Here is a 24,703-nt window from a genome sequence, read left to right on the forward strand (position 1 = left end):
CTCCGCGTTCCCTCTTCCGGCCGGCCGTTCCAGGGGTCGGTCCTGGGGACGACAAAACACCGGGGCCCACTTGGTGTGGGCCCCGGTGCCGGTGAGTGCGAGCGTTACGGCAGCACGATCGGGAAGTGGCGCTTCGGGCTCTCCAACAGGCCGAAGAACGTCGCGAGCACGCCGACATCGCCCTCGGTCGTCACGGCGCCGGAACCTGTCGCGTCCGCGAAGGAGGTGTGCTGGGCAAGGATCAGATCGAGCGTGGCGCGCTCCAGACGCAGGGTCAGCTGGGGGCGTTCCCCGCCCGGCGCCTCGCCCCGCATCGGGGTGAGTACGCCGTTGCCGACGAGAAGGGTCCAGATTTCATCGGAGTCGGTGAACTCCCAGCGCAGCAGCAGTCGGTGGGCCGACGCCCGGGGCCCGTCGATACGTACCGCCATCGACTGGAAGATCTGACCGGTGTCGAGAGCCGCCAGCATGTCGACGCTCTCCTTGCCCGGGGCTCCGGTCCGGGGCCTGTCCCGGCCGGCCTCGCGGAGCTCCTTGGCGCCGGTGAGGTAGATGTTGCGCCAGGTGCCGTTCTCCTGGGCGAAACCGAGCTGCTCGTAGGTGGCGATCTGCAGTTCGCGGGCCGCGGCGTGCTCCGGCTCGGCGAACAGGACGTGGTTGAGGAGTTCGGCGGCCCAGCGCAGGTCGCCGGAATCGAACGCCTGGCGGGCCGAGGCGACCGTGGCGTCCGCGCCGCCGATGGCCCTGACGTACCGCGCGGCCTGCTCGGCCGGCGGGTGCTGCCACAGGTGCGCCGGGTTGCCGTCGTACCAGCCCATGTAGCGCTGGTAGACCGCCTTGACGTTGTGGCTGATCGAGCCGTAGTAGCCGCGTACGCTCCAGGACTTGCCCAGCTCGCCGGGGAAGGACTGGATCTCCTCGGCGATCTCGGCGCCGGTCAGCCCCTGGTTCATCAGCCGCACCGTCTGGTCGTGGATGTAGGCGTAGGCGTCGCGCTGCTCGGTGAGCATCCGCGTCACCTCGTCCTTGCCCCAGGTCGGCCAGTTGTGGGACCCGATGAGGACCTCGGCGTCCTGGAAGAGCTGGATGGACTCGGTGATGTACGACGCCCAGGCGTGGGCGTCGCGGACCTGGGCGCCACGCAGGGTGAGGACGTTGTGCAGCGAGTGGTTGACGTTCTCGGCAATGAGGAGGACGCGGTGGTCGGGCAGGTAGAAGTTCATCTCCGAGGGCGCCTCGGTGTCCGGCACCAGCTGGAAGAACAGCCGCACACCGTCGATCACGAGCTCCTGGCCGGTGCCGGTGACGGACTCGGTGGGCGCGATGAGGCCGACGGTGCCGGTGGACAGGGCCTGGCCCAGGCCGAAGCCGACCGATGCCTCGGCGCCGACCGGCAGTGAGCGGCCGTACATGTAGACGGCGCGGCGCAGCATCGCGGGGCCGGCGAAGACGTTCTCGCTGACGGCGTGGTGCATGAATTCGTCGGGGGCGACGACCGTGCACTCCCCCGCGTCGACCGCCGCCTTGGTGGTGACGCCGAGGACGCCGCCGAAGTGGTCGCCGTGGCTGTGCGTGTAGATCACGGCCTTGACGGGGCGCTCGCCGCGGTTGCGGGTGTACAGCCCGAGAGCCTCGGCGGCGACCTCCTTGGACGTCAGCGGGTCGACGACGACCAGTCCCGTCGCGCCCTCGATGATCGTCATGTTGGAGACGTCGAGGCCGCGCACCTGGTAGACGCCGGGTACGACCTCGAAGAGCCCCTGCGCCGTGTTGAGGCCGCTCTGCCGCCATAGGCTCGGGTTCACCGTCGCGGGGCACTCCTCCTTGTTCAGGAAGTCCCAGCGGTCGTTGTCCCAGACCACCCGGCCCGCTTCGTTGCGTACGACGCAGGGCTCCAGCTTGTCGATCAGGCCGCGGGTGGCGTTGGTCCGGTCGGTGGTGTCGTTCCAGTCGAGTTCGGGAGTGGAAGTCATCGCTACTCGTTCCTGACGGTTGGCGGTCATCGGCCTGTGGCGGTGAGCCGGGTCCAGACCCCGGTCTCGCCGGCCTCCGCCGCACGGCGTCCCAGGCTCTCCGCCCAGCGGCGCTCGCTCGCCACCGCGTCGCGCCAGGACCACAGTCGGCGTGTGAGGCGGTGCAGCGGATACTCCTCGGTGATACCCATCGCGCCGTGCAACTGGTGGGCGATCTGGGCGATCTCGGTGGCGGCGGCCGCTGTGGTGATGCGCACGATGTCGACGGCACCGCTGAACGGTTCGGCCTCGCGGGCCAGGGCCAGGGCGGCATCGGCCTGCACGAGGTGCACCCGCATCCGGGCCAGGTTGCCGGCCACGGCCGGGATCCTGAGCAGGGGCGCACCGAATTGCTCGCGCTCCGATACGTACGTCCTGGTGAGCCGGTACGCACCCTTGGCGGCACCGAGCACGGCCGCCGACCGGAGGAGGGCGAGGCGTTCGCGCACCTCCGCATGTGAGGGACCGCCCTCGACGGCCGTGACGGGCGTGCCCGACAGGACCACGGTGTCGCGGGGTTCCCCAGCGATGTTCTGGACGTTCCGGACGGTCACCGAAGCGTCGCACAGTTCGGCCACCAACGGCGCCGCGTGCGGCGCGCACAGCACGAGGCGGGCGGCGTCGCGGGCCCACGGTACGGCGTTCAGCTCGGCGGTGAGGGTGCCGGACGACACGTCGGGCGCCTCGTCGAGAAGCAGGACTGTGGTCAGGTCCGCGTCGAGTGCATGCGCGTGGCTGAGCACCCAGTCGGCGGTGGACGCCTCTACGACCGGTACGTCGGTGCCGTGTCCAGCGAGCGACTCGACCACCACGAGGAGGTCGTCGAGGGAACCGCCGGAGCCGCCCCTGTCCTCAGGAATGCCGACCCGTGGCAGGCCGAGATCGCCCAGGCTCCCCCACAGGTCCGGGTTGCCGGAGGCGGCCAGGTCGTCGACCAGGTTCCTCAGTTCGTCGGCGTACTGGCTCATGAACGGGCCTCCTGTCGGGCGATGAGGGAGAGCAGCACCTCGGCGGCGCCGCCGCGCAGGCTGAAGGCAGGGGAGGCGAGGAGTGCCTGCCCGAACCCGCTGTCGACGGCGGGTTCCTGGCACAGGTCGGTGCGGCGGAGCGCCTCGATCACGTCGTGCTCGAAGGCGTTGCCCAGGTACTTGAGGGCCGCTGCCTGCTGGACAGGGGCCTGGCCCGCGTCCATGGCACTCGCCACTTCGAAGCAGAGCCGGCGCAGCACCGCGAGGCGTGCCACCAACGAGCCGAGCAGCGCGTGCAGTTCCCGGTCGTCGGCCTGCCGGGCTGCTTCGGTGATCAGCTCGACGAGGACGGGGTAGCTGGAGAGCGAGCGCTCGGCTCCGCCGCGCTCGAAGGAGAGCTGTTCCACGACCTGCCGCCAGCCGTTGCCGACTTCGCCGACCACGCGGTGTGCGGGGACGAAGACGTTCTCGAAGCGCACCTCGTTGAAGTGGTGCTCTCCGGCCAGGTCGACGATCGGGGTGACCGACACACCCTCGGCATCCATGTCCAGGATGAACTCGGAGAGCCCGTCGTGCTTGCGTTCCGTGCGTGCGGTCCGGGCCAACAGGTAGGCGTGGGTGGCGTGGTGGGCCTGCGTGGTCCAGATCTTGTGGCCGTTGACCAGCCAGCCGCCCTCGACCTGCTCCGCTGTGGTCCGCACCGACGCGAGGTCGGAACCTGCCTCGGGCTCGCTCATGCCCAGGCAGAACACCGCATCGCCCGAGGCGATCCTCGGCACGATCTCTTCCTGGAGTTCGCGCGAACCGTGCCGGAGGATCGCCGGACCGATCTGCCGGTCCCCGATCCAGTGCGCGGCGACCGGAGCCCCGGCCCGCAGCAACTCCTCGGTGACGGCGAGCCGTTCGACGTTCGTACGGCCGGCGCCGCCGAATTCCTTCGGGTAGGTCATCGCGATGAGCCCGCGCGCCGCGAGTTCCTTGCTGAACTCCAGGTCGAAGGAGCGCAGCCAGGAGTCACTGCGGGGGGTGTAGCGTCCGGCGTCCCGCCATTCGGTGGTGAGCCGGCGGACCCGGTCGCGCAGCTCGGCGCAGGAGTCCGTTCCTGGGGAGTGGTCCATGATGGCCTTTCGGGCGTAACAGGTGAGGTCAGCGGCCGGTGAAGACGCCGGGGCGCTTCTCCTGGAAGGCCTCGAAGGCCTCCTGCGAGTCCTGGGTCGAGGTGATCACGGCCATGTGGGACGAGATCAGGTCGAGTGCGGTCCGCAGGTCGTGGCGGGCTCCCTGGCGGACGGCGCGCTTGATGGTGCGGATCGCGACCGGCGGGCGTTCCGCGAGCCGTGCGGCGTACGCGTACACCGCGTCCATCAGGTCCTCGTCCTCGTGCACCTCGTCGACCAGACCGATCCGCAGTGCCTCGTCGGCGCCGACGAAGTCGCCGGTCCACAGCATCCGCAGTGCGGTGGAGGTGCCGACCGCCCGGGGAAGCAGCCAGCAACCGCCGTCGCCGGGGACCAGACCGACCTTGATGTACCCCTCGGAGAACCGGGCGCTGCGGCCGGCGAAACGCAGGTCGCACAGGAGAGCCATGTCCATGCCCGCGCCCACGGCCGGACCGGCGACAGCGGCGATCACCGGCTTGTCGATGTCCTCCAGGGCGAGGGCGACCCGGTGCACGTTCTGGGTCAGCAGCTCCTTCTCCCCCAGCGGCGGCCTCTCCTCCCCCTTGAAGGCCGAGAGGTCGACGCCTGAGCAGAACGAACCGCCCGCACCGGTGACGACGATGACCCGCACCTCCGGGTCGCGCTGGGCCTCCACCAGGGCGTCGGCCCAGGTGTGCACCATGGGGATGGTGAACGCGTTCTTGCGCTCGGGGCGGTTGAGCAGGACGGTCGCGATGCCGTCGCGGACCGTGTATTCGAGATCGGCCATCGCCGTCCCCCTTCTTCGCTGGAGGCTTTCCTGCCGGAGACTTCTCGGCTGGAGACTTCTCGTCCGGAGTCAGTTCTTGATGCCGGCCCGCAGCTCGCGCTTGAGGACCTTGCCGTTGGGGTTGCGGGGCAGTGCGTCGACGAAGTGCACCTGCCGGGGCTTCTTGTACGAGGCGATCCGCTCGCGCGTGAAGTCGATGAGCTCCTGCCCCGTGGGGCGGTCGGCGCCGTGGCGCAGCACGACCACGGCGGTGACGGCCTCGCCCCAGACCTCGTGCGGGACGCCGATGACCGCGACCTCGGAGACCGCCGCGTGTTCTGCGAGCGCGGCTTCGACCTCGGCGGGATAGACGTTCTCGCCGCCGCTCACGATCATGTCCTTGATCCGGTCGGTGAGGAACAGGTAGCCGTCCTCGTCGAGGTATCCGCCGTCCCCGGTGCGGAGCAGTCCCTCGGCGTCGTACAGCGCCGCGTTCTCCTCGGCTCTGTTCCAGTACCCGGGCGAGTTGTGCCGGGAGCGGATGCGGATCTCCCCCGGCGTCCCGGCCGGGAGGGGGCTGCCGGTCACCGGGTCCGCGATCACGACGTCGACTCCGCGGCGGGGCCTGCCCACGCACGTGAGGAGGTACTGCCGGGGTCCGTCGGCCTCGTGGTCCTCCGGCGGCAGCTGGGTGACGGTGCCGCCGCCCTCGGTCAGTCCGTACTTGCCCATGAAGTGGCAGGCGAAGAGCGCCATCGAGCGGCGCAGCAGGGCTGGGGTGATGGGCGCGGAGCCGTAGGTGATGAGCGTGAGGCGGGAGAAGTCACGCTTCTCGATCCCCGGGAGCTCGGTGAGCATGTGGAGCACCGAGGGGACGAGGAAGGCGTGGGTGACGCCTTCACGCTCGATGGTCCGGGCGGCCGCCTCGGGGGTGAAGTCGGGGAACATCAGGCTGTTGGCCCCGGCGGTGAGCGCGACGCGCAGCCAGCCGAGGCCGCCGATGTGGAACATCGGCAGGGCGTTGAGCGCCACCGACTGCGCTTCCCAGAGGTACTCCTCCAGCTCGGTCCCGTCGGCGTAGAAGTTGCCGTGGGTGAGCAGGACGCCCTTGGGGAGACCGGTGGTGCCGGAGGTGTAGATCTGGAGGAAGACCTCGTCTGCGTCGGCGGCCGTACCCCGGCCGGGGTCGTCGTCGGGGTGGGCGGCGAGCCAGGTCTCGTACGCGGGTACGTCCTCGTCGTCCGACGGGCCGATGGCGACCAGGCTCAGTCCGGGCATGGCCCGGCGGACGGCGTCGGCCGCATCCCGGAACTCCGGCTCGACGAGCAGGACCTGCAGTTCGGCGTCCTGAGCCACGGCGGTCAACTCGGCTGCGGCGAGGCGCCAGTTCAGCGGTACAGTCACCAGTCCGGCCTTGGCGGCGCCGACCAGGATCTCGCCCGCTTCGTTACGGGTGCGGGCGAGGAAGCCGATCCGGGAGCCTGCGGGGGTGGTGGCGAGGAGCGCGCGGGCGATGCGGTTGGAGCGGGTGTCGAGCTCGGTGTAGGTGACGGTGCTGCTCCCGCAAGTCAGCGCGGCGGACGTGCCGCGCTCACGTGCGTGCAGGCGGATGGCGTCGGGCAGGTGCAGGCCCATGAAGGAGTCCCTCCCTCGTCATTGGCAGAGGATGCGGCGGTGCGGGGCGGACAGGGCGCGTCCGCACCCGGCGTCGGGTGTCAGCCCTTGGGGCCACCCGCCACATAGAGGACCTGGCCGGAGACGAAGCCGGCCTCCTCGCGCGCGAAGAAGGAGACCGCCTGGGCGATGTCCTCGGGACGGCCGCCGCGACGGACCGGGATGCTCCGTGCGTACCGGTCGGTGAACTCCTCGAAGGTGATGCCCATCCGCTCGGCGGTGGCCTCCGTCATCTCGGTGGCGATGAAGCCGGGTGCGACGCAGTTGGAGGTGACACCGAAGGGGCCGAGCTCGATGGCCAGGGTCTTGGTGAGAGCCTGCAACCCCGCCTTGGCCGAGGAGTAGTTGGACTGGCCCCGGTTGCCGAGCGCGGCCGCGGACGACATGTTGACGATGCGTCCCCACCTGGCGTCGACCATGTACGTCTGGCAGGCCTTCGCCATCAGGAAGGCACCGCGCAGATGGACGCCGATGACGGCGTCGAATTCCTGCGGGGTCATCTTGAAGATCAGGTTGTCGCGGAGGATGCCTGCGTTGTTCACCAGCGCTGCGGGGGCGCCGAGTTCGGCAGCGGCCCTGGCGACGCCCGCCTCGACCTGATCGGCGTCCGAGACGTCGCAGCCGACAGCGAGGGCGCGGCCGCCCTCCTTCTCGATGGTCTCGACGGTACGGGCACCCGCGGCCTCGTCCAGGTCGAACACGGCGACGGCGAAGCCGTCACGCGCGAGCCGGACGGCGGTCGCCGCGCCGATGCCCCGGGCGGCGCCTGTGACGATGGCCACCCGCTGAAGTGTCGTGTTCTCAGGCACAGTTGTCTCCTTTCGGCCGTGGTCGGGGATCTACTTGGGTGCCATACGGATGGCGCCGTCGAGGCGGATGGTCTCGCCGTTCAGCATCGGGTTCTCGATGATCGACGTCGCCAGGTGTGCGTACTCGGACGGGTCGCCGAGGCGTGAGGGGTGCGGTACCTGCGCACCGAGCGCGTCGAGGAACTCCTGCGGCTTCTTGTTCAGCAGCGGGGTGGAGAAGAGGCCGGGGGCGATGGTCATCACGCGGATCCGGGCGGCGGCCAGGTCGCGGGCGATCGGCAGGGTCATGCCGACGATGCCGCCCTTGGAGGCGGAGTAGGCGCACTGGCCGATCTGGCCCTCGAACGCCGCCGCGGAGGCGGTGTTGATGATGACACCGCGCTCGCCGTCGACCTCTTCGGTCTTCGACATCTCGGCGGCTGCGAGGCGCAGCACGTTGAAGGTGCCGATCAGGTTGACGCCGACGACGAACTCGAAGTCCTCCAGGGTGTACGCCGTTCCGTCGCGCTTGACCGTACGGCCGCCCTTGCCGAGGCCCGCGCAGTTGACGGTGATGCGCAGCGGGGCCTGGGCCGCCGCGGTGGCCACGGCGCGGGCGGCGTCGTCGGCGCTGCGGACGTCACCGGCGACGAAGTGTGCGCGCTCGCCCAGCTCCTTGGCGACCTGCTCGCCGGCGGAGGTGGGCAGGTCGAGCAGGACGACGTGCGCGCCCTGCTCGACGAGACGCGTGGCGGTGGCCAGTCCGAGGCCGGACGCGCCGCCGGTGACGACGGCGGAAACTCCGTTGATCTGCATGCTTGCTTCCTGTTCTTCCGCTCTTCCGCGCGGTGCGGTCAGAGGCCGATGGACTTGGCGATGATGGTCTTCATGACCTCGCTGGTACCGCCGTAGATCCGCATGACACGGGTGTCGGCGTACAGGCGCGCGATCGGGTACTCGAGCATGTAGCCGTAACCGCCGTGCAGCTGGAGGCACTTGTCGATGACGCGGCCGGCGGTCTCGGTGCACTGCAGCTTCGCCATCGCCGCGTAGTCCGCGGACAGCTCGCCCTGCGCGTCGCGCTCCAGCGCCTCGTACGCCATCAGGCGGGCCGCCTCGACCTCGGTGGCGCATTCGGCGAGCACGAACTTGGTGCTCTGGAAGGACGACACCGGCTTCCCGAAGACCTGGCGGTCCTGCGTGTACTCCTTGGCGAAGCGGACAGCGGCATCGGCGGCGGCAGCGGCCTGGACCGCGATCACGAGGCGCTCGCGTGCGAGGTTCCTGCCCAGGCAGAAGAAGCCTTCGCCCTCCACGCCGAGCAGGTTCTCGACGGGCACCTTCACGTCGGAGAAGGACAGCTCCGCGGTGTCGGAGGCGTGCAGGCCGATCTTGTCCAGACTGCGGCCCACCGCGAAGCCCTCGCTCCGCGTGTCGACGACCAGGATGGACAGGCCCTTGCGTCGGTTCTCCGCGGGGGCGGGCGACGTGCGGCAGACCACGAGGACCAGGTCGCACTGCGTGCCGCCGGTGATGAAGGTCTTGGCGCCGTTCAGGACGTAGTGGGTTCCGTCGCCGGAGAGCTTCGCCGAGGTCCGGATGCCGGCCAGGTCCGAACCGGTACCGGGTTCCGTCATCGCGATGGAGAGCATGGTGTCGCCGGACACGCAGCCGGGGACCCAGCGCCGCTTCTGCTCCTCGGTCCCGAAGTGCAGCAGGTACGGCAGGATGATGTTGGCGTGCGTCATCGCGGTGCCGACCGTGGCTCCGGCCCGGGCGACCTCCTCCGCGAAGACGGCACCGAAGTGGTGGCCGGTCTCGGCGCCGCCGCCGTACTCCTCGGGAACCTCGATACCGAGGATGCCGAGCTCGCCGAGCTTGCGGTAGAAGTCGCGCGAGACGGCCTTGGCCGCCACCCAGTCCTGCAGGTGCGGGACCGCCTCCTTGGCCAGGAACTCCTTGACCACCGCCCGGAAGGCCTCGTGCTCCTCGTTGAATACCGTGCGCGGCATGCCTGCCTCTTTCTGCATCTCGGGTTAGCCGGGGTTCACTTTCATACCCTCATAGGCATACTGTCAAGGGATGACGACCCGTGGACGTATGGGTTAGCTTGAAATAACTTAATGGTGACCCTCACCCCCGCTACCAGGAGCAGCCCATGCGTGACGCAGTGATCGTCGATGCCGTACGAACCCCCGTCGGCAAGCGCGGCGGTTCCCTCTCCGGGATCCACGCCGTCGATCTCTCCGCCCATGTCCTGACCGCCCTCGCGGAGCGCAACGGCCTCGATCCCGGCGCTGTCGACGATGTCGTCTGGGGCACCGTCTCCCAGGTCGGCGAGCAGGCCGGTGTCGTCGGCAGGTTCGCGGCCCTTGCCGCCGGCTGGCCGGAGTCCGTGCCCGGCGTCTCCGTGTCCCGCGCCTGCGGCTCCTCGCAGCAGTCCGTGCACTTCGCCGCAGGCCTCGTCACGGCCGGCCAGTACGACATCGCCGTCGCCGGCGGCGTCGAGTCGATGAGCCGGGTACCGATGGGCTCGGCCCGCAGCGTTCCGGCGGCCGGCGAGGCGTACGGACCTCTGGCGCTTAACCGCTACTTCCCGGACGGCGAGGGCGAGTTCGACCAGGGAGTCGGCGCCGAGATGATCGCCGAGCTGTACGGCCTGAGCCGCGCACAGCTCGACCAGCACGCCCTGGACTCGCACGAGCGGGCCGCCCGCGCCATCGACGAGGGGCGCTTCGCCACCCAGATCACGCCCGTCCGCGTCACGGACGCGGACGGCACCACGCGTGTCTTCGACACCGACGAGGGTGTACGGCGCGGCTCGACCCTGGAAAAGCTCGCCACGCTGAAGACGCCCTTCAAGGCGGACGGTGTGGTGAGCGCCGGCAACTCCTCGCAGATCTCCGACGGGGCGGCCGCGCTCCTCATCACCACCGGTGAGATCGCGCGGCAGAACGGCTGGACCCCGATCGCCCGGGTGCACACGGCGGTGCTCGCCGGCTGCGACCCGGTCACCATGGCGCTCGGCCCCGCCCCTGCCACCGCGAAGGCGCTCAAGCGCTCGGGCCTGTCGATCGGCGACATCGGGGCGTTCGAGATCAACGAGGCCTTCGCCCCGGTCACCCTGGCCTGGCTGAAGGAGACCGGCGCCGACTACGGGCTGATGAACCCCAACGGCGGCGCGATGGCACTCGGCCACCCGCTCGGCGGCTCCGGTGCGCGGCTGATGACCACGCTGGTCCACCACATGCGGGACAACGGGATCCGCTACGGCCTGCAGGCGATGTGCGAGGCGGGCGGCATGGCCAACGCGACGATTCTCGAACTTCTCTGACGCCTCACCGGTCGGCCGCCCGGTGCCTCGCCGGTCGGCCGCCCGGCGCCGGAGAGGTACCGACGCCGCGCCTGAGGCGCTCCGGCCGGTCTTCTGCGTGATGATGGACGGGAAGTCATCGCCGCAGAAGACATGAGCCGGTACCGTGCCGCAGATCCGGCTCGAAAGGGGCGGCAGCCATGCGTACCTCCGGAACGAAGAGATCGGCCGCCGCCGCACTCGCCGCGCTCACGCTCGTCCTGACGGCGGCCTGCGGCAGCTCGGGCGGTGGGAGCACAACTCCCACGACGGGATCCGCGCAGCGCGCCCACGTCCTCGCCGTGAAGATCGACAACGTGGCCCCGGCCCGGCCGCCGACCGGACTCGAGAAGGCCGACATCGTCTACGTGGAGCAGGTGGAGGCCGGCCTCAGCCGCATACTCGCGGCCTACTCCTCCGACGTGCCGCCCGTCATCGGCCCCGTACGCAGCGCTCGCGAAACGGACCTGGAGCTGCTCCGGCAGTTCGACGAGCCCACGCTCGCGTACTCGGGCGCCCAGTCCGCACTACGGCCGTCGATCGAGGCGGCGCCCCTCGACGCGCTGCCGCCGTCGAAGGCACCGGACGCCTACTTCCGCAGCGGGGACCGCGCCGCGCCGCACAATCTGTACCTGCGCCCGGCGAAGATCCCGCACGCCCCGACCGGGGTGAACGCGGCCGAGGACATCGGGCTCCGCTTCGCCGCGCCGCCCCCGGGCGGCACGCCCGTCAGCGGGCGCACGGTGTCGTACCCGTCGGCGCGGTTCACCTTCACCTGGTCCGCGGACCGGGACCAGTGGCTGGTGAGCATGGACGGCACCCCGGCCCGTACGGCCTCCGGTGAACGGCTCGGAGCGGCCACAGTGGTCCTGCAGGACGTGGACGTGCAGGATTCCCGATTCCGGGACCGAGGGGGAAACACCTCGCCCTTCAGCGCGACCGTGGGTTCCGGCTCGGCGGCCGTCCTGCGTGACGGCAAGTCGTACGACGTGGCTTGGGAGCGGAACACCGCCGAGTCGGCGACCGGCTACACCACCGAGGACGGCGAGCCGATGACGTTCGCGACCGGCCAGGTCTGGATCGTGCTCGTACCGAAGTGACGCCGGGCCGCCGGAGTCCGCGCGTGCGGACTCAGGCGGCCCCGGTGACGGCGAAGCGGGCTCGGGCTCGGGCTCAGGCTCGGGCTCGGGCTCGGGCTCAAGCGATGTCGATGATCGTGCGCAGTGCCTCGCCGGTGTGCATCTGGCGGATGGCCTCGTTGATGTCCGTGAGCGGCACGTGGTGCGTGATCATGGACTCCAGGTCGATACGGCCCGCCCGCCACAGGTCGATGATCGTGGCGTAGGTGCGGCGGATGTCGTCGCCCCCGTAGAACGAAGGCAGGATCGACTTCTCGCTCATGACCAGCTCCGCCATGCTGATGTCGGGCAGGTCCGTACGGGAGCCGGCGCCGACCAGGCAGACCGTACCGCCGAGGCGGGTCGCGTCGTACGCGGCGCGCAGCGTGGTGGACCTGCCGACCGCCTCGAAGGCGTAGTCGAAGCCGAAGCCGCCCGTGAGGCGCTTGACGGCCTCGGGCAGGTCCTCCGGGGCGATGGCCTCGGTGGCGCCGAACCTCAGTGACATCTCACGGCGGTTGGCGGTCGGGTCGACGGCGATGATCCGCGCGGCACCGGCGACCTTCGCACCCTGAAGGATGCTGATGCCGACGCCGCCCAGGCCGATCACGACGACCGAGGAACCGGGCTTCACCTTGGCGGTGTTGAGGGCCGCGCCGATGCCGGTGGTGACGCCGCAGCCGATCAGGGCGGCGATCTCGTACGGAACGTCGTCGGGGATCGGGATCGCCGCGTACGCCGCGATCACGGTCTCCTCGGCGAAGGTGCCGGCACCCAGCATGCCGGGGACGATCGTCTCGCCGTCCTTGAAGTTCGGGTTGGCGAGGTTGCGGTATCCGCTGCGGCACATGTGGCCCTCGCCCGCCTTGCAGGAGGGGCATCTGTCGCAGGGGGGCATCCAGCAGACGATGACGCGGTCGCCGGGCTTGACGTGCGTGACGCCCTCGCCGACCTCCAGCACCTCGCCGGCGCCCTCGTGGCCGGGGACGAACGGCGCGGGGTGGGTGAGCACCCCGCTCATGGCCGATACGTCGGAGTGGCACAGGCCGGCCTTGTGCATCTTGACCCGGACCCGGCCGGGGCCGAAGGAGACGGTCTCGACGTCCTTGACGTCCAGGGTCCCGTCGCCTGTCTTGTGCAGGATCGCTGCGTGCATCACATGCTCCTCGGGTGTGCTGGGGAATTCAGGCCTTGGCCGGGGCGGGCAGGTTGACGGTCTTGTACTCGAAGTAGGCGGCGAGTCCCTCGGGGCCGAACTCGCGGCCGATACCGGAGTTCTTGTACCCGCCGAAGGGGGCGGCCAGGTCGAGGCGGAAGCCGTTGACCGTGATGGTGCCGGTACGCACCTGGCGGGCGACCTCGGTGGCACGCTCCGCGTCGGCGCCGAACACGGCGCCGGACAAACCGAATTCGGAATCGTTGGCGAGGGCGACGGCCTCGTCCTGGGTCTCGTAGCGGATGAGGCAGACGACCGGGCCGAAAATCTCCTCCCGGGCGATCCGCATGTCGTTGGTGACGTCCCCGAACAGGGTCGGCTCGACGTACCAGCCGGTGGTCCGGCCCTCCGGGATGCCACCGCCGGTGAGGACCTTGGCGCCCTCCTCCTGGCCGATACGGATGTAGTCGAGGTTCCGCTGCTGCTGGTCCTTCGTCACCATCGGACCGACGACGGACGCCGGGTCGGACGGGTCGCCGACCTCGAGCCCGGCGAAGGCACCCGTCAGTACGGCGGCCACCTCGTCGTAGCGGGAGGCGGGCACCAGGACGCGGGTGAGCGCGACACAGGCTTGGCCGCTGTTGGCGGCGCAGGTCCCGCCGACGATCGCGGGCACGGCGACCGACAGGTCCGCGTCGTCCAGCAGGATCGCGGCGGACTTGCCGCCGAGCTCCAGGGAGACCCGGGTCAGGTTCTGCGCGGCCGCGGCCATGATGGCCTTGCCCGCGCCGACCGAACCGGTGAAGGCGACCTTGTCGATGCCCGGGTGCGCCACCAGGTGGGCCCCCGTCTCTCGGCCTGCGGGCAGCACACTGAGCACGCCCGCGGGCAGCCCGGCGTCGGCGCACAGCTCGGCCAGCCAGTTGGCGTCGAGCGGCGTCTCCGGAGACGGCTTGAGGATGACGGTGCAGCCCGCGAGCAGCGCCGGGGCGAGCTTGCCCGCGATGGTCAGCTGCGGAACGTTCCACGGGGTGATGGCGGCGACCACGCCCACGGGCTCCCGGCGCACCAGGACCGGACCGCCGGTGCCCTGGCGCTCGTCCTCCTCCTTGAACTGCGCGGCGGCGGCGAGCGCCGTCGCGAAGACCCCGACGGCGGACAGGGCCTGGCCGCGGACCGAGAACAGGATCGGCGAGCCGTTCTGCAGGGTGACCAGCTCGGCGAGTTCCTGGTGCCGAGCGGCCAGGGCGTCCTTGATCCGGGTGACGACCTCGATGCGCCCGGCGATCGGCATCCGGGGCCACGGCCCCTTGTCGAAGGCTTCGCGGGCGGCGGCGACGGCCCTGTCCGCGTCCTCCGGGGTGGCGTGCGGGACGCGCCCGACGACCTGCTCGCTGTGCGGCGAGACCACCTCGATGATGTCGTCGCCCGCGGGCTCGGTCCACTCGCCGCCGATGAAGAGCTTGCGGTATTCCACGATGTCGGTCATGTGCGGAGTCCTCGCTTCGTTGCGATGGCGATGTGGGCCGGGTGTCCGGGGCACGACGCGGGCCATGAGATCTCCCGGTGGCTGCCGAAGTGAACAGGCACTGCTATGCCGGATCGGCACGACAGCCCGAGACCGAAGGCAGTGGAAGCCTCAAAACTCGGTAACAACCTGAACAGGTCCGAGACACGCCAACGTCAGCGTAGAGCCCGGTCACCCATAAGTTAATTCACGCTAACGTCGATGTCCATAGCGTCGGTCTCCGGTACGCGGTCTCCGGTACGCGGTCTCCGGCACGTGGTCTCTAGTACGTGTAGAAGCCCCGCCCCGACTTACGGCCCAGCGCGCCGGCGGCGACCATCCGGCGCAGCAGCGGCGGCGGCGCGTACAGGGGCTCCTTGTACTCCTCGTACATCGACTCCGCGATGGACTGTGCGGTGTCCAGACCGATGAGGTCGAGCAGCCGCAGCGGTCCCATGGGATGCGCACACCCCAGGACCATGCCGTTGTCGATGTCCTCGGCGGAGGCGACCCCGGACTCCAGCATCCTCACCGCGGACACGAGGTAGGGGATGAGCAGGGCGTTCACGACGAACCCCGCGCGGTCGCGGGCGCGCACCACGGTCTTGCCGAGCCTGGCCGCGGCGAAGGCGGCCACCTGCTCGGTCACCTCGGGCGACGTGAGCTGGGTGGGGATGATCTCCACCAGGCGCTGCACCGGAACGGGATTGAAGAAGTGGACGCCGACGACCTGTTGAGGGCGGCCGGTGACGGCGGCGAGGTCGATGATCGGGATCGAGGAGGTGTTGGAGGCAATGACCACGTCCTCGGATCCCAGCACCTCGTCCAGCCGCCGAAAGACCTCGGTCTTCGCGTCCCGCTGCTCGGCGACCGCCTCGATGACCAGATCACGGTCGGCGAACACGGCGAGGTCGACGGTGAACGAGAGCCTGCCGAGGGATTGTTCACGTTCCGGCTCGGTCAGTTTCCCGCTGCGGAGTCCGCGGTCGAGCGAGGCAGTGATCCGTGACCGCCCCGCCGCCAGGGCTTCCGGAGTGCGTTCGGCCACCAGGACGTCGAGTCCGGCGCGTGCGCACACCTCGGCTATCCCTGCCCCCATGAGGCCGCAGCCCACGACCCCGATCCTGCTGAACTCACGCATTCTCCATGTCCCTTCTCGATGCTGAGGCGTTCGGGCCCCGGCCGGACCGGTGGTTCGGCGCCACTGCTCGTGCACGACTGCGCCGACTGGGCCGAGGACGACGACCTCACCGGTACACAGGTCGGCACCGGACGCAGCGCGCACGCGTGCGCCGTGGGACCCACACCTGTTCGCTGTACTCGGACTCGAGGTCCCTCGGTGCGCACACAGCGCACAGGAGGCGTCGGAAGGACGTCGAGCCGCAGAAGCGGCAACGCTGATGGTTGAGACCGGTCTTCTCGTGCACCGCCGCAGCGGTACCGCTGCGGGCCGGGACGCATGTCGCCCCGGCACTCGGCCGGTGAGCCCCGCGCGGTCGCGCGGCGTTTCCGCACCATAGGGCACCGAGTGCAGAGCAGTAAAGGTACTGAGTTCCCTCTACGGGATCAGCCCTCGCCGAGGGCGGACTCGATCTGCTGCACGACGCGCCACATCGGGGCACCCTTCGGGGCGACCATCACCACCACTTCGCCCTGCACCTCTCGACCCCCGGCGAGCCGGTCGGACGCCTCCCCCCACACGTCACGCACCAGGCCGAGGGCGCTGTCCACGGCGATGTCGGCATCCCCCACACCGCCCGAACGGAGCCATGACCGCAGCGCGTTGTTGTGCGCGGCCACGACCGCGGCGGCGACCACGTCGGCCCGCAGCCCGCCCTCGGGCACCCCGGCCCAGCGCCCGCGAAGATAGGCGGCCAATGTCCGTTCGTACCGGCGCACGACAGACTGCTCGTACATACGCAGTCCCGGAACCTCACGCGTCAGGCCGTAACGCTGCACGGAGAACTCGGGGTTCGCCGCGTACATCCGCATGACGAGCCGCGCGGCGTCGCACACCGCACCGACGGGATCGGGATCCTCGCGCCCGTCCAGGAGAGCGGTCATGTCGGCCAGGCAGCGCTCGTGGTCGGGGAAGACCGCATCCTCCTTCGACGGGAAGTACCGGAAGAACGAACGACGCCCCACGCCCGCACGCGCAACGATGTCGTCCACCGTGGTCCGCTCGAAGCCGCGCTCCAGGAACAGCTGGAAGGCCGCCTCGGCCAGCGCCTCACGCATCGGCACCTTGACGGGGGACTTCGCGGAGTCCGGTTCGGCTGCCGCCTTGCGTCGCCTGCGCGCTTCAGTCATGCGGGGAACGTAACACCGGAACGCAGGTATTGGCACTACGTACCTTGCACGAGGGTACTGAGTGCCATATTGTCGATTCCACGAACCGCATCAGCTAGGAGAGCCGGCGTGAGCTTGAGGATCGTTGTCTGTGTGAAGTACGTGCCCGACGCCACCGGCGACCGGCACTTCGCCGATGACCTGACCCTGGACCGTGACGACGTCGACGGTCTGCTGTCGGAGCTGGACGAGTACGCGGTCGAGCAGGCGCTGCAGATCGCCGACGAGGCGGACGACGCGGAGATCACCGTGCTGACGGTGGGTCCCGAGGATGCCAAGGACGCGCTGCGCAAGGCGCTGTCGATGGGTGCGGACAAGGCCGTCCACGTCGAGGACGACGACCTGCACGGCACCGACGTCATCGGTACCTCGCTGGTGCTCGCCAAGGCGATCGAGAAGACCGGTTACGACCTGGTCATCTGCGGCATGGCGTCGACGGACGGCACCATGGGTGTGCTTCCGGCGCTGCTCGCGGAGCGGCTCTCCGTCCCGCAGGTCACGCTGCTGTCCGAGGTCTCCGTCCAGGACGGCACGGTCAAGGGCCGCCGCGACGGCGACACCGCGTCCGAGCAGCTGGAGGCTTCCCTGCCGGCGGTGGTCTCGGTGACCGACCAGTCGGGTGAGGCCCGTTACCCGTCGTTCAAGGGCATCATGGCGGCGAAGAAGAAGCCGGTTGAGTCCCTGGACCTGGGGGACCTGGACATCGAGGCGGACGAGGTCGGCCTGGGCGGTTCCTGGAGCGCGGTGGACTCCGCGGCCGAGCGTCCGGCGCGCACCGCGGGCACGATCGTCAAGGACGAGGGCGAGGGCGGCAAGCAGCTGGCCGGCTTCCTTGCGGAGCAGAAGTTCATCTAGACACAGCCTTGCGGGCCAGAAGTTCATCTGAGCCCCGGCTGTTTCCTCTTCCCCGCCCCCGTCCTTTTTCGTACGCAGGAGATTGAAGTCCCATGGCTGAAGTTCTCGTCTATGTCGACCACGTGGACGGTGCCGTCCGCAAGCCCACCCTGGAGCTGCTGACGCTCGCCCGCCGTATCGGCGAGCCCGTCGCCGTCGCGCTGGGCAACGGCGCCGCGGACACCGCCGGTGTGCTCGCCGAGCACGGTGCGGTCAAGGTCCTGACCGCCGACGCGCCGGAGTTCGCCGACTACCTCGTCGTTCCGAAGGTGGACGCGCTGCAGGCCGCCTACGACGCGGTCTCCCCGGCCGCCGTGCTGCTGCCCTCCTCCGCGGAGACCAAGGAGATCGCGGCCCGTCTCGCGGTCCGTATCGGTTCCGGCATCATCACCGACGCCGTCGACCTGGAGTCCGGCGACTCCGGTCCGGTCGCCACCCAGTCCGCGTTCGCCGCCTCGTACACCACCAAGTCCCGTGTCTCCAAGGGCACCCCGGTCATCACGGTCAAGCCGAACTCGGCCCCCGTCGAGCCGGCCGCCGGTGCGGGCACCGTCGAGGCGCTCACCGTCTCCTTCTCCGCGACGGCCACCGGCACCAAGGTCCTCTCCCGCACCCCGCGCGAGTCGACCGGCCGCCCGGAGCTGACCGAGGCCGCGATCGTCGTCTCCGGCGGCCGTGGCGTCAACGGCGCCGAGAACTTCGCGATCATCGAGGCGCTCGCCGACTCCCTCGGTGCGGCCGTCGGTGCCTCCCGCGCCGCGGTCGACGCCGGCTGGTACCCGCACACCAACCAGGTCGGCCAGACCGGCAAGTCCGTCTCCCCGCAGCTCTACATCGCCTCGGGCATCTCCGGCGCGATCCAGCACCGGGCCGGCATGCAGACCTCGAAGACCATCATCGCGATCAACAAGGACGCCGAAGCCCCGATCTTCGACCTCGTCGACTACGGCGTCGTCGGCGACCTCTTCAACGTCGTCCCCCAGCTCACCGACGAGGTCAAGACCCGCAAGGGCTGACCCGCCAGAAGCAGTACTTCCTGAGGGCCCGTGGTGATCGCACCACGGGCCCTCGCCGGACACATACAAGAAGGCCCAGGTCATCTCCGTGACCTGGGCTTCTCTTTCCGCGCCTCACTCCTGAGGACCTGCACCTGCTCGTCGGCCGCCCGGTCACGCCTCGGGAGCGAGGGCGTCGATCGTCTCCTTGTCGAGCCCGATCTCCGTGAGCACCTCACGGGTGTGCGTTCCGATGACAGGGGCGGGCGTCGGGCCGGCCGCCGGGGTGCCCTGGAAGCGCGGGGCGGGCGCGGGCTGCAGCAGGCCGTTCTCGGTGTAGTAGGTGCCGCGGGCCACGTTGTGCGGGTGGCCGGCCGCCTCGGTCAGGCCGTACACAGGAGTGACGCAGGACTGGGTGCCGTCGAAGACGGCGGTCCACTCACCGCGGGTCCGGCCGGCGAAGACATCGGCGAGGCGATCGGCCATGGCGGGCCATGCATCCCGGTCGTGCTGCTCGGCGAACAGCGCTTCGCCGGTCAGCCCGAGGACTTCCAGGAGTACGGCGTAGAACTGCGGCTCGACGCTGCCGACGGCCATGTAGCCGCCCTCGGAGGTGCGGTAGGTGCGGTAGAAGGGTGCGGCACCGTCGAAGAGGTTGGAGGATCGCCGGTCGGTCCACCGCCCCGTCGCCAGCAGGCCGTGGATCAGGGCGAGCTGGACGGCGGTCCCGTCGGTCATCGCGGCGTCGACCACCTGGCCCGCACCGCTGCGCTGGGCGTGGACGAGTGCGGTGGTGATGCCGAGGGCGAGCAGCATGCCGCCGCCGCCCATGTCGCCGAAGAGGTTCAGCGGGACGGGCGGGTTCTCGTCGGCTCCACCGAGTGCGCCCAACACGCCTGCTACGGCGATGTAGTTGATGTCGTGGCCGGGTGCCTGGGCGAGCGGTCCGTCCTGGCCCCATCCGGTCATCCGGCCGTACACCAGCTTGGGGTTGCGGGCCAGACAGGCCTCGGGGCCGAGGCCCAGGCGTTCGGTGACGCCGGGGCGGAAGCCCTCGATGAGCGCGTCGGCGGTGTCGATGACGGCCCGTACGGCCTCGGCGCCCGCCGGGTCCTTGAGGTCGAGGGTGACCGAGCGGCGGTTGCGGTGCAGGATCGGGTGACCGGAGGCACGGCCTGCCTCGGCCGGCCGGTCGATACGGATCACCTCCGCGCCCTGGTCGGCGAGCAGCATGCCGGCGAAGGGGCCGGGGCCGATACCGCCGAGTTCGACGACGCGGATGCCCGCAAGCGGTCCGACTGCGGTGGAGGGAACGGTACTCAAGGGAATCTCTGCTTTCCGGGTGGCGTTTTCCGCGTGACGTTCGAAGCACACCGGCCGCCCCGCAGGGGGTGCGCGGGGCGGCCGGTCACCCTGGCCGCCCCGTCGGGGGAACCCGGGGCTGCCAGGGAGAAAAGGTGGACCTACAGACCGAGGTCCTTCGCGATGATCGTCTTCATGACCTCGCTGGTGCCGCCGTAGATCCGCGAAACGCGGGTGTCGGCGTACAGCCGGGCGATCGGGTATTCCAGCATGTAGCCGTAACCACCGTGCAGTTGGAGGCACTTGTCGATCACGCGGCCTGCGACCTCGGTGCCGAACAGCTTGATCTTCGCCGCGTCCGCGCCGGTCAGTTCGCCGGAGTCGTCGAGCTCGATGCCCTTGTCGACCATGGCCTGGAGTGCCTCGACCTCGGCCGCGCACTCGGCCAGCACGAACTTGGTGTTCTGGAAGGCGGCCACGGGCTTGCCGAAGACCTGGCGCTCCGACACGTACGCGCGGGCGAAGCCGATCGCGGCCGTGGCCGTGGCGACGGCGCCGACACCGATCGAGAGCCGCTCACGGGGCAGGTTCCGGCCGAGGTAGGAGAAGCCCTTGTCCTGCTCCCCGAGCAGGTTCTCCACCGGGACCCTGACGTCGGCGAAGGACAGTTCGGAGGTGTCGGAGGACCGCAGGCCGATCTTGTCCAGCTTGCGGCCGTACGCGAAGCCCTCGCTGTCCGTCGGGACGACCAGGAGGCTGAGGCCGTGGCGGCGGTCCTCGGCGGTGGCCGCCGAGGTGCGGGCGGCGACGACGCACAGTTCGGAGTTGCGGGCGCCGGTGATGAACGTCTTGGAACCGTTGAGTACGTAGTGCGTGCCGTCCTCGGAGAGCTTGGCCGTGGTGCGGATACCCGCCAGGTCCGAGCCCGTGCCGGGCTCGGTCATGGCGATGGACAGCATGGTGTCGCCTGCGGCGATACCTGGGAGCCAGCGCTTCCGCTGCTCGTCGTCGGCGAGGTCCAGCAGGTACGGCAGGACGATGCCGGTGGAGACGCCGTAGTGGCCGAAGGAGACCGCGGCGAGGGCGCATTCCTCGTTGATGATGACCTGGTACTTGTAGCTGGTCTCGCCCGCACCCCCGAACTCCTCGGGTATGTCGAAGCCCATCACACCGAGCGCGCCGAGCTTGCGGAACAGGTCGCGGTCGACGAGGTTGTCGTGCTCCCACTGCTCGAAGTGAGGCTTCACCTCCTTGGCGATGAAGTCGCGGATCATCGCCCGGAAGGCTTCGTGGTCCTCGTTGTAGATGGTGCGCTTCATGTGCCAGTCCCTGGTTGTCGTAGTCGGAGGCCGAAGAAGGCGGGTTCAGCGGACCGGCGGATCACGGTGCCCGGCGGCCCTTGGGGCCTCCACGTCGCTGTGGACGAAATCGGCCCGTCCGGTGGCCCGGGCGCCACCGGTGGTGCCGGGGGCCGAAGTGGTACTGGAGTCCGAGGGGAACGCCCTCTGCCTGACGGATCCACCCGTCAGGACTCCAGTTACTGGAGATTCACTTTCTTTCTTATCTCGCCAGCTGTCAAGCCACTCTCTGCGGTGAGAATCGGTTTCCAGCTCCTCACTCTCACCTGTCGCGACCACCCCGCGCACGCCTGCGCCCGCCACGAACGACATCCGCGCGGCAGGCACAGGCTGCACGGCGGCGCACCCGGCCGTCCGGGAGGTCCGCCCGCAGAGTCAGGCCTCGGCGGCGAGCTTGGCCACATCCCTGTCCGGGTCGACCAGCAGCAGTGCCGCGACCGCCCCGATGATCATCGTGACGCCGAGAACCAGGAAGCCGTCGCCGTATCCGAGGGCAACCGAATCGCCCGAGGCGACGAGCTTGCCGAGCACGAGCGGGGCGACGACACCGCCGAGGCTGTAGACGGCGGTGATGATGCCGAAGACCATGCCGCGCTGCTTGGCCGGCGCGATGTCGGCAATACCCGCGTAGGCAACTCCGTAGCCGGCGGAGTTCAGTGAGGCGCCCAGGATGATCATCACCATCTGCGGAGTGCCTTGGTCCAGCATGGACATGCCGATGCTGCACACACCCGCGACGAGGACCAGCGCGGCGGGCAGCAGGCCGCGGGTGATCCGGTTGCTGACTCCTCGCCTGGTCATGACGGTGGAGATCACGCCGACGAGGAGCACCGAGACCACGGCGCCGATATAGGGCAGCGAGGCGAGATTGCCGGCCGTTTCGGCGTCGTACCCCAGGCCCTCCTGCAGGTAGAGCGGAAGCCAGCTGACCTTGACCGCGGTGTAGGCGTACGCGACGAAGAACAGCAGCGAGATGCCGATGAGGGTCCCCGTACGGAACAGCCTGCCCAGCGGCACCCGCTCGGGCAGAGCCGGCCGCGACCCGCCCTCGCCGGGCCCGTGTCCGGCCGACGCCCCCTCCGGCCCCGACCGGCCCCAGACCAGCCACAGCGCCGCGATCACCAGGCCGAAGGCAGCCAGCACGCCGAACGCCGCATGCCAGGAGTAGTGGGTGATGACGGCGGTGAGCACCGGGTTCGCGATGACGGGGCCGATGCCGGCACCGGCCACCACGACCGAGCTCGGGATGGCACGCCTGTGCGCCGGGAACCAGGAGTGGGCGACCTGCATCGCGAGAGCCGCCGTGGGCCCCTCCGCGAAGCCGAGCAGCACCCGGCAGAGGACGACGACCGTGAAGCCGACCTGCGCGGTCATCGGGGCGAGGGTGAGCGCCCACAGTCCGGCGATGCCGGCGAGCAGCCAGCGCGCCCGGACCTTGCCACCGAGCCATCCGCCGAGGATGCAGCCGACGGCGAACAGCCAGAAGAAGCTGCTCTGGATAACGCCGAACTGGGCGTTGTCCAGACCCAGTTCCTTCTTCATCCCGACGCCTGCCAGGCCCACGACGACCTTGTCGGCGTAGTTGACGACCATCAGACACACAAGCAGCGCGACCACGATCCACGCTCTGCGTTTCACCGACGCGTCGGACATCCGCACCCCGTCCGCCGGAACGGAACCGGGCGCTTCCTGTTGATCAACAGCCATGAGGACCTCCTTGGTACGGACATCGACGTGGCTGCGAAGTGAATCACCCCTAACACGGTCCTACAAGAGACGCATGGGAAACACCTTGGTTACTCGTCATTCACAACCGAGGGTCTCAAATCGGTAAAACTAACCCCTAGGGATCGCTATACATGGACACCGGAGTTAGGTTTCATTAACTTGACGCGCCGACGGAGACGCTGCGACCTCCCCTCGTAACCGGACTTCCGTCCGGTGTCGCACACGCGGAGGTGACAGTGGACCAGCCCCGTTCCCGACTGCCTGCCCGAATGCCTGCCCAGTTGGCGCATCCGGCCCACCGGCCGGCCGGACTCTCGCGGGAGACCCCCAAGCAGGGCGCCGAGGACGTCCTCTCGCACGCGGCACAGCTGCTGCAGCGGCGGTTGCCCGCTTTCGCGGAGTCGGCGCTCGCCCGGCTCCGGAGCGCCAGCACCTACTACGGGAACCCGCTTCTCGAACCCCCGGATCTGCGCGAGTCGGCCCACACCGCGCTCGAATGCTTCATCAGCGGGATGATCGTGACGCACCGGGTGTCGGAGTCCGGGGAGTACGCCTGGTCCACGGGACGCAAACGCGCCGAGGAAGGCGTCCCCCTCCAGGCAGTCCTGCACGCATACCGCATCGGTGGTGAGGAGACCTGGGACGCCCTGGTCTCGGTCGTCATGCAGGACTGCCCGGACCAGAGCCACCTCATGGCGTTCGCCGCCACCGATGTGTGGCGCCGGATCGACCGGGACACGGCACTGGTGATCGAGTCGCACCGGCGCACCGGCTCCGCAACTCCCGACGACGGTCGCAAGCGCCGTCCCCTACTGAAGATGCTGCTGCGGGGAGCCACCGACGTGACGCACGTGTCGGCCTTCGCCGTGGCGCTCGGCCTGCCGTTGCATGCCCGGTACGCGGTGGTGCGACTGCGCGGACCGGCAGCGGAGCGGTCCGCTTCCGCGCCGGCCCACGAGATCCACGAAGGACTCGAACTGCACTGGTGCCCCGCGGAGGACGGAATGGCCGTGGTGGCCCTGCTGGGCGACCACTCCGTCAGCGATCTCGCGCGGGTGATCCCCACAGGCCCCGGAATGCGGGGCGGGATCAGCACCGCCGTGTCCGGTCTCATGGAGGTGGGACGGGCCCGGGAGTTCGCGGAGCTCGCCCTGGACAGCTGCACGACGGACGGCGAACTCGCCCAGCTGTCGGACCGGATGCCTGGCGCGTTCGTTCTGCTACGCCCCGATTTGGCGCGAGAGTTCGCGGTCCAGGTCCTCGGCCCCGTGCTGGCGACGGAGCCGGTCGAACGGGAGCAGCTGCTGTCCACGCTCGCTGCCTGGCTGGACTGCCAGGGCTCGACGGAGGAGGCGCGCAAACTGCTCTACTGCCATCGCAACACGGTGCTCAACCGCCTGCGCCGCCTGGAACGGCTCACCGGCCGCCTGCTGGCGCGCCCCCGCGACGTGGTGGATCTGTCACTTGCCCTGGACGCGCACCGGGCCGGACTCCGCGACATGAGTTAGCAGGAAATTACTTATGGGCTGAACCATCCCGTTCCAGCGTATGTCGCGTCCAGACATGACGTAAGCACTCGATCACAAAGGGACGA

Annotated in this window: 20 protein-coding genes; 5 read left to right on the plus strand and 15 right to left on the minus strand. The window is 69.8% G+C overall.

The window, feature by feature from the left end; all coding sequences use genetic code 11:
* Window positions 1–104 precede the first annotated feature (104 nt).
* From OG257_RS03790 to OG257_RS03825, 8 genes are all read right to left on the minus strand, one after another.
* Window positions 105–1,973 carry an alkyl/aryl-sulfatase gene (locus OG257_RS03790; protein ID WP_329204706.1) on the minus strand — a complete coding sequence of 623 codons (1,869 nt, stop codon included), beginning with the start codon at window positions 1,971–1,973 and terminating at the stop codon, window positions 105–107.
* Window positions 1,974–1,999: 26 nt separating this feature from the next.
* Window positions 2,000–2,980 carry an acyl-CoA dehydrogenase family protein gene (locus tag OG257_RS03795; protein WP_329204707.1) on the minus strand — a complete coding sequence of 327 codons (981 nt, stop codon included), beginning with the start codon at window positions 2,978–2,980 and terminating at the stop codon, window positions 2,000–2,002.
* A complete protein-coding gene (locus tag OG257_RS03800) occupies window positions 2,977–4,098 on the minus strand; it encodes an acyl-CoA dehydrogenase family protein (protein ID WP_329204709.1) in 1,122 nt (373 codons plus the stop codon). The genes OG257_RS03795 and OG257_RS03800 overlap by 4 nt, the downstream gene beginning before the upstream one ends.
* Before the next feature lie 28 nt (window positions 4,099–4,126).
* On the minus strand, window positions 4,127–4,909 hold the full coding sequence (locus tag OG257_RS03805) for an enoyl-CoA hydratase/isomerase family protein (RefSeq protein WP_329204711.1): 783 nt from the start codon (window positions 4,907–4,909) through the stop codon (window positions 4,127–4,129).
* A 69-nt stretch (window positions 4,910–4,978) separates the two neighbouring features.
* Complete coding sequence (locus tag OG257_RS03810; RefSeq protein WP_329204713.1) at window positions 4,979–6,523, minus strand: AMP-binding protein; 1,545 nt, start codon at window positions 6,521–6,523, stop codon at window positions 4,979–4,981.
* Between the two features lie 80 nt (window positions 6,524–6,603).
* Window positions 6,604–7,371 (minus strand): 3-oxoacyl-ACP reductase FabG, encoded by a 768-nt coding sequence (fabG, locus tag OG257_RS03815; RefSeq protein WP_329204715.1) that lies wholly within the window; start codon window positions 7,369–7,371, stop codon window positions 6,604–6,606.
* A 30-nt stretch (window positions 7,372–7,401) separates the two neighbouring features.
* Window positions 7,402–8,166 (minus strand): SDR family NAD(P)-dependent oxidoreductase, encoded by a 765-nt coding sequence (locus tag OG257_RS03820; RefSeq protein WP_329204717.1) that lies wholly within the window; start codon window positions 8,164–8,166, stop codon window positions 7,402–7,404.
* 38 nt (window positions 8,167–8,204) lie between these two features.
* On the minus strand, window positions 8,205–9,362 hold the full coding sequence (locus OG257_RS03825; protein ID WP_329204719.1) for an acyl-CoA dehydrogenase family protein: 1,158 nt from the start codon (window positions 9,360–9,362) through the stop codon (window positions 8,205–8,207).
* A gap of 146 nt (window positions 9,363–9,508) precedes the next feature.
* Here OG257_RS03825 and OG257_RS03830 point away from each other — a divergent pair, with 146 nt between their 5' ends.
* Window positions 9,509–10,684 (plus strand): thiolase family protein, encoded by a 1,176-nt coding sequence (locus OG257_RS03830; RefSeq protein ID WP_329204721.1) that lies wholly within the window; start codon window positions 9,509–9,511, stop codon window positions 10,682–10,684.
* A 179-nt stretch (window positions 10,685–10,863) separates the two neighbouring features.
* Window positions 10,864–11,802, plus strand: coding sequence for a DUF3048 domain-containing protein (locus OG257_RS03835; RefSeq protein WP_329204723.1), 939 nt, complete (start codon window positions 10,864–10,866; stop codon window positions 11,800–11,802).
* A gap of 97 nt (window positions 11,803–11,899) precedes the next feature.
* On the opposite strand, the gene OG257_RS03840 is transcribed toward OG257_RS03835, so the two are convergent.
* The 4 genes from OG257_RS03840 to OG257_RS03855 form a co-directional block, all read right to left on the minus strand.
* Window positions 11,900–12,976, minus strand: a complete 1,077-nt coding sequence (locus OG257_RS03840) for a zinc-binding dehydrogenase (protein WP_329204725.1) — start codon at window positions 12,974–12,976, stop codon at window positions 11,900–11,902.
* Between the two features lie 28 nt (window positions 12,977–13,004).
* Window positions 13,005–14,465: an aldehyde dehydrogenase gene (locus OG257_RS03845; RefSeq protein ID WP_329204726.1), complete on the minus strand. Its 1,461-nt coding sequence runs from the start codon at window positions 14,463–14,465 to the stop codon at window positions 13,005–13,007.
* A gap of 301 nt (window positions 14,466–14,766) precedes the next feature.
* Window positions 14,767–15,624: a 3-hydroxybutyryl-CoA dehydrogenase gene (locus OG257_RS03850; RefSeq protein ID WP_329204727.1), complete on the minus strand. Its 858-nt coding sequence runs from the start codon at window positions 15,622–15,624 to the stop codon at window positions 14,767–14,769.
* 425 nt (window positions 15,625–16,049) lie between these two features.
* Window positions 16,050–16,793: a TetR family transcriptional regulator gene (locus OG257_RS03855; protein WP_443054273.1), complete on the minus strand. Its 744-nt coding sequence runs from the start codon at window positions 16,791–16,793 to the stop codon at window positions 16,050–16,052.
* 108 nt (window positions 16,794–16,901) lie between these two features.
* On the opposite strand from OG257_RS03855, the gene OG257_RS03860 reads away from it, so the two are divergent.
* Together OG257_RS03860 and OG257_RS03865 are read left to right on the plus strand one after the other, a co-directional pair.
* Window positions 16,902–17,687: an electron transfer flavoprotein subunit beta/FixA family protein gene (locus OG257_RS03860; protein ID WP_329204729.1), complete on the plus strand. Its 786-nt coding sequence runs from the start codon at window positions 16,902–16,904 to the stop codon at window positions 17,685–17,687.
* 92 nt (window positions 17,688–17,779) lie between these two features.
* Complete coding sequence (locus OG257_RS03865; protein ID WP_329204732.1) at window positions 17,780–18,742, plus strand: electron transfer flavoprotein subunit alpha/FixB family protein; 963 nt, start codon at window positions 17,780–17,782, stop codon at window positions 18,740–18,742.
* 153 nt (window positions 18,743–18,895) lie between these two features.
* Here OG257_RS03865 and OG257_RS03870 read toward each other — a convergent pair whose 3' ends face one another.
* From OG257_RS03870 to OG257_RS03880, 3 genes are all read right to left on the minus strand, one after another.
* Window positions 18,896–20,044 (minus strand): CaiB/BaiF CoA transferase family protein, encoded by a 1,149-nt coding sequence (locus tag OG257_RS03870; protein ID WP_329204734.1) that lies wholly within the window; start codon window positions 20,042–20,044, stop codon window positions 18,896–18,898.
* A 140-nt stretch (window positions 20,045–20,184) separates the two neighbouring features.
* Entirely contained in the window at window positions 20,185–21,342 is a 1,158-nt protein-coding gene (locus tag OG257_RS03875; RefSeq protein WP_329204736.1) for an acyl-CoA dehydrogenase family protein, read from the minus strand.
* Between the two features lie 414 nt (window positions 21,343–21,756).
* On the minus strand, window positions 21,757–23,088 hold the full coding sequence (locus OG257_RS03880) for an MFS transporter (RefSeq protein WP_329204737.1): 1,332 nt from the start codon (window positions 23,086–23,088) through the stop codon (window positions 21,757–21,759).
* A 290-nt stretch (window positions 23,089–23,378) separates the two neighbouring features.
* Here OG257_RS03880 and OG257_RS03885 point away from each other — a divergent pair, with 290 nt between their 5' ends.
* Window positions 23,379–24,617 (plus strand): helix-turn-helix domain-containing protein, encoded by a 1,239-nt coding sequence (locus tag OG257_RS03885; protein WP_329204738.1) that lies wholly within the window; start codon window positions 23,379–23,381, stop codon window positions 24,615–24,617.
* The last annotated feature ends 86 nt before the right edge of the window (window positions 24,618–24,703 follow it).

It is taken from the genome of Streptomyces sp. NBC_00683, from assembly GCF_036226745.1.
GTDB lineage: Bacteria > Actinomycetota > Actinomycetes > Streptomycetales > Streptomycetaceae > Streptomyces.

Coding starts and splice junctions, on each gene's coding strand:
- OG257_RS03800 (WP_329204709.1), bottom strand. CDS start 4,098: ATGGACCACTCCCCAGGAACGGACTCCTGCGCCGAGCTGCGCGACCGG.
- OG257_RS03880 (WP_329204737.1), bottom strand. CDS start 23,088: ATGGCTGTTGATCAACAGGAAGCGCCCGGTTCCGTTCCGGCGGACGGG.
- OG257_RS03865 (WP_329204732.1), top strand. CDS start 17,780: ATGGCTGAAGTTCTCGTCTATGTCGACCACGTGGACGGTGCCGTCCGC.
- OG257_RS03855 (WP_443054273.1), bottom strand. CDS start 16,793: ATGACTGAAGCGCGCAGGCGACGCAAGGCGGCAGCCGAACCGGACTCC.
- OG257_RS03845 (WP_329204726.1), bottom strand. CDS start 14,465: ATGACCGACATCGTGGAATACCGCAAGCTCTTCATCGGCGGCGAGTGG.
- OG257_RS03805 (WP_329204711.1), bottom strand. CDS start 4,909: ATGGCCGATCTCGAATACACGGTCCGCGACGGCATCGCGACCGTCCTG.
- OG257_RS03875 (WP_329204736.1), bottom strand. CDS start 21,342: ATGAAGCGCACCATCTACAACGAGGACCACGAAGCCTTCCGGGCGATG.
- OG257_RS03820 (WP_329204717.1), bottom strand. CDS start 8,166: ATGCAGATCAACGGAGTTTCCGCCGTCGTCACCGGCGGCGCGTCCGGC.
- OG257_RS03795 (WP_329204707.1), bottom strand. CDS start 2,980: ATGAGCCAGTACGCCGACGAACTGAGGAACCTGGTCGACGACCTGGCC.
- OG257_RS03830 (WP_329204721.1), top strand. CDS start 9,509: ATGCGTGACGCAGTGATCGTCGATGCCGTACGAACCCCCGTCGGCAAG.
- OG257_RS03850 (WP_329204727.1), bottom strand. CDS start 15,624: ATGCGTGAGTTCAGCAGGATCGGGGTCGTGGGCTGCGGCCTCATGGGG.
- OG257_RS03825 (WP_329204719.1), bottom strand. CDS start 9,362: ATGCCGCGCACGGTATTCAACGAGGAGCACGAGGCCTTCCGGGCGGTG.
- OG257_RS03810 (WP_329204713.1), bottom strand. CDS start 6,523: ATGGGCCTGCACCTGCCCGACGCCATCCGCCTGCACGCACGTGAGCGC.
- OG257_RS03835 (WP_329204723.1), top strand. CDS start 10,864: ATGCGTACCTCCGGAACGAAGAGATCGGCCGCCGCCGCACTCGCCGCG.
- OG257_RS03840 (WP_329204725.1), bottom strand. CDS start 12,976: ATGCACGCAGCGATCCTGCACAAGACAGGCGACGGGACCCTGGACGTC.
- OG257_RS03790 (WP_329204706.1), bottom strand. CDS start 1,973: ATGACTTCCACTCCCGAACTCGACTGGAACGACACCACCGACCGGACC.
- OG257_RS03885 (WP_329204738.1), top strand. CDS start 23,379: ATGCCTGCCCAGTTGGCGCATCCGGCCCACCGGCCGGCCGGACTCTCG.